Annotated in this window: 5 protein-coding genes and 1 pseudogene; 3 read left to right on the plus strand and 3 right to left on the minus strand. The window is 35.9% G+C overall.

Going from position 1 to position 4382, the window contains the following annotated elements:
- Window positions 1-271: 271 nt before the first annotated feature.
- Window positions 272-727, plus strand: a complete 456-nt coding sequence (locus ACQKIH_RS22250) for a MarR family winged helix-turn-helix transcriptional regulator (protein WP_057982087.1) — start codon at window positions 272-274, stop codon at window positions 725-727.
- Window positions 724-2331, plus strand: a complete 1608-nt coding sequence (locus ACQKIH_RS22255; RefSeq protein ID WP_427769007.1) for an MDR family MFS transporter — start codon at window positions 724-726, stop codon at window positions 2329-2331. The genes ACQKIH_RS22250 and ACQKIH_RS22255 overlap by 4 nt, the downstream gene beginning before the upstream one ends.
- 181 nt (window positions 2332-2512) lie before the next feature.
- On the opposite strand, the gene ACQKIH_RS22260 is transcribed toward ACQKIH_RS22255, so the two are convergent.
- Window positions 2513-3070 carry a hypothetical protein gene (locus tag ACQKIH_RS22260; protein WP_427769010.1) on the minus strand — a complete coding sequence of 186 codons (558 nt, stop codon included), beginning with the start codon at window positions 3068-3070 and terminating at the stop codon, window positions 2513-2515.
- Window positions 3071-3094: 24 nt separating this feature from the next.
- A complete protein-coding gene (locus ACQKIH_RS22265; RefSeq protein ID WP_427769012.1) occupies window positions 3095-3385 on the minus strand; it encodes a hypothetical protein in 291 nt (96 codons plus the stop codon).
- A 137-nt stretch (window positions 3386-3522) separates the two neighbouring features.
- Here ACQKIH_RS22265 and ACQKIH_RS22270 point away from each other — a divergent pair, with 137 nt between their 5' ends.
- Window positions 3523-4143 carry a hypothetical protein gene (locus tag ACQKIH_RS22270; protein WP_427769014.1) on the plus strand — a complete coding sequence of 207 codons (621 nt, stop codon included), beginning with the start codon at window positions 3523-3525 and terminating at the stop codon, window positions 4141-4143.
- A gap of 82 nt (window positions 4144-4225) precedes the next feature.
- Here the strand turns inward: ACQKIH_RS22270 and ACQKIH_RS22275 are convergent.
- A pseudogene (locus tag ACQKIH_RS22275) lies at window positions 4226-4382 on the minus strand (IS5/IS1182 family transposase); the annotation flags it as partial.

Here is a 4382-nt window from a genome sequence, read left to right on the forward strand (position 1 = left end):
AAGCGAAATTAAACAACCAGTCGCCGGTTCAATACCGACAACTGGTTGGATAAATGCTTTTTTGACCTCTGTCTTATATACGGGGGTCAGTCCCAGACAATCTGTTTAAGTGTTTTTCTTTTTCAAGCAAAATAATACAAAAATGCTTAGGGATATGTGTAAGGCTTCATGTTCATAAGTAAAACATGCATAACATTTGAATGCTATACGTATAAATACTTTAATGACTAAACTATTTAGTTGTTAAAATAATTTTGAAGGAGGGAGTCAAATGTCATTGCCTAGTGAAAAAACCTTTTCGCAATTTGAAAAATTGTACTGGAAATTATCTAAAAATATGAGCTATATATGGAAGGGGATTTTTGAACAGCGTTTTCCAGGGTCTCAATCACATCTTTTATTTTTGCTAGAACGAAGTGGTCCCAAGAAGATGTCCGAGTTGGCAGATTCGCTGCATCTTACTCCAGGAGCAGTGACAATTGCTTCAGAGAAATTAATTGATAATGGATATATTGCCCGTATTCGTGATGAAAAAGATCGAAGGGTTGTCTTCTTGGAAATGACTATTAAAGGAAGGGAAGCCTTAGCTGAAGTTCAAAATGAAGGGCGTAAAGCCATGAAATTAGTGTTTAGCCATTTATCCGAAACAGATGTAGATTTTTTAATCGGAACATTCGAGCGAGCTGTAAAAAATATAGACGACTTACGGAAGGGAAATGATAAATGATTCATTTAAAGGAGAAGAAAAAGATTGCGATTATGATTGCTATAATGGTAGCCATGTTTTTCTCGGCTATTAACCAAACTATTATAGGTGTTGCAATGCCGCGTATTATTTCGAAGCTAGGTGGCATGGATTACTATACATGGGTCATTACGATTTATTTGCTAACAATGGCTGTGGCTACTATTCTTGTTGGAAAGCTTTCAGACATTTATGGACGAAAGCCGTTTATATTAGTTGGAATCGGATTATTTACGTTTGGTGCATTTTTATCAGGTCTATCTACTGACATTTATCAATTAATTACTTTTCGTGGTATTACAGGGTTTGGTGCGGGTATCATCATGTCAACAGCCTTTACATCAATTGGTGATTTGTACCTTCCAAGAGAACGTGCTCGCTGGACAGGATTCATGAGTGGTATATTCGGCATTTCCAGTGTGCTTGGACCTCTGATGGGTGGATACATTGTTGATCATCTTGAATGGCATTGGGTATTTTGGGTGTTCCTACCGCTTGGAATTGTCGCCTTCATTATGATCATGGTCTTATTCCCAAAAGTTCCGCGTAGAGAGGGTGAAACCATTGATTACATTGGTTCCATATTTTTAACTGTGACAATAATTGCCTTACTGCTAGCCTTTAGTCTTGCAGGTGAAGGTCCAGGAAAATACAATTGGACGTCATGGGAAATTCTCACCTTATTTGGATTAACAATACTCGGGCTTTCTGCGTTCATATTCACGGAATCAAAGGTGAAGTCACCAGTGCTTCCACTTTCTTTGTTTAAAAATGATATTGTCACGATATCGAATGTGGTGGGATTTCTACTTGGCGCAGGAATGATGGGTGTGATGATTTATGCACCACTTTTTATCCAAGGTGTAAAGGGCATTTCACCAAGTGGTTCGGGATATATTATGATGCCTATGTCTATTGTAATGGTATTTGCAACCACATTTGCAGGTCAGTATATGTCAAAGACAGGAAAATATAAAGCGTTGGGTATATCTGGGTTGTTGACTACTACAATTGGGATATTTCTGCTTCAATTTATTACACTGTATACACCCGTTTACCTATTAATTATTTATTTATGCATCATTGGAATGGGACTTGGCGTTAGCATGCCTGTTTTTTCACTAACTGTACAGAATGCTGTTCCATTAAGAGAATTAGGTGTGGCATCCGCATCTTCGCAATTATTCCGTTCCTTAGGGAATACAATCGGAATTGGCATACTTGGTGCAGTTATGAGCTCCCGTATGACAACAAGGACGATAGATGTGTTTGCTGGTAGTGCTTCAGTTGAGCAATCAAACTTCCCTCCTGATTTAGAAAAGCAATTTGGAGAGTTAATGGATCCAAAGGTATTATTGGACCAACCGAGATTAGAACAAATCCAAAATCAATTACCTGCCGAAGTTCTGCCATTCGTTGAAAAAATGATCCTCAATATGAAGGATGCTTTCAGTGATGCCCTAACGACAACATTCCTTGTGGGTGCAATCATCATGTTATTTGCAGTCGTTGTTGCTCTATTCTTAAGAGCCATTCCTTTAGTATCTGAGAAGGATTACCAACAGCAACCCGAGAAATCGGAATAATTATATATAAGCAACTAAGAACTATTTCATTTTCTAAGAAGATTGTAAATAAAGTAGTTACAATTTCAGATTAGAAATGAATGGGGATGGGAATTATTTTTAACCATTCTGGAGTGAATAAAATAATTTCTTCCCCATTTTTTATAATAGTAGATTGTGTGGTGTTTTGAGATACTTATAACTAATGACGTCTATAAACAACTGGTTTAAAAGTTGCCCATTTATTATACAAGTGCTCTTTTTTTAATAATTTCCACGGGTCAAAAATTGTTTGACCATGCTTATTAAAAAATAGATTTTGTCCGATATGGTAGGCTGCATGTTGAATGATATCCGTTTCATCAATCCATACAATCACATCGCCTTCCTGTAAATTTTCAGTGCAAACTTTTTCATACCGATAGTAATTTAACTTTTCGATAAATGTATGTTGATGGACCCATTCATGAATAAACCATTGTTGTTTTCCTTCAGAAATTGCAAATAACACGGCCGCTAAACAATTTGCACCTTGATGAACACCGAATGTATTTGCAAATGGTTTAAAAAAATTCGGTAAGAAGTTGGGGATATCCTCACAATCCCCTTTATCCCACCATTCATAAACCATCGATGTAAGTAGTTGTTCTTTACAAGAATGACTCAACTTATCCCACATACTACGCTGTAAAACTACCTGATTATTTTGCACATAGTTTGGCGGGATTTGCGAAATGTCTTGGATAAAGGAAGCGGGCAATACTAATCCTCGTTCACATTGTATTTATTCGTTTAGAATGAATGCGCGGTCTGCCTCTGATAGCTGTTCGATCCATTCATTTTCTGCAATTACAACATAATGTGCATTTTTTATATTCCAATATTCATAGCTGTTTATGTAAGAGATTTGACTATATGTATTGTGATTGTAAAACTCATTAATTGGCATAATGAGTGCATCTGAAAAATCCACCCCTTTTTCCATTCCGTCTAAAGATAAAAAAAAGAAATCCTTCTTAGGTACATAACTTTCAATCCAAGTGGTTAATACATCTGCTGTTGGTTTAATGTTCATAGCTATTCCTCCGTTTATCTTAAATCCCACCTCATTTTTCCAATACAGTGATATAATTGTGATTTAAATGTAAACTAATTGTATTAAATTGTAAATGGAATTATAGGAAGAGAATTTTTTAGAGAGAGGTGATTAGAATGAAAAAGCTTTTTGCATTATTTATAATGATGATTTTAACAATCGTACTTTCTGCTTGTACAAACAACGTAGGTGAACCGAAATCACTCAGTAAGGAAGGCGTTGCACCGTATAAGTTCTCAGAAAGTGATACATATCTTTTGGATTCGTTAGGAATTAAAATGGATACAAATATCATATCTTTTAAAGCGCCTAAAACTGCAAGAGGACTTAATATTAATGCTTATATTTTGAATGATGACGGCACTTGGAAGGATGCAGGTGGCTTGGGAATATCATTAGGACAAGATGCCGATGCAGACGAAAGATTAGAAGGTACGTTTGCAATGCTGCTTAAAGATAACTATGCGATTGATTTTAACATTAACACAAATGGCAGGTCTTCCTTCAAAACTGGAGCACTGGATGTCGATTTTGAAACGATGGCTTCTGCAAAAGGCTTTTTGACAGATTTTCAAAAGATTGAACTAAATAAAGAAATACCTGTTGCGTTGATGGTTTATGATGGCGGTAATAGTATGAGAACCTATGAGTTGGAAGATTTCTTTTCTCCGTCAAAATTTGAAGGAATGGATTTAGTTCAGGCAGTTACACTAACTTTTACCGATGAAACGGATTAAAATAGCTAGCTGAATCAATTTCATAAATCATCTTTTTTTAGAGCTTAGTCTTCTCCTGTGTAAAACTTACGTTTTAAAAAAATTATGCAGCTTCCTGTTGCTCTTGTAATTGTGCATTAATGCGATCGATGGCTAATTTGCAGACATTATAAACAAACGTCACCAGGTTGAAATGTAACTTTGCTTTTCTACCTGTTCTGTGACGGACATTTTTTAATTGAAAGAATTGCTTTAAATAG

It is taken from the genome of Solibacillus cecembensis (assembly GCF_050272495.1).
GTDB lineage: Bacteria > Bacillota > Bacilli > Bacillales_A > Planococcaceae > Solibacillus > Solibacillus cecembensis.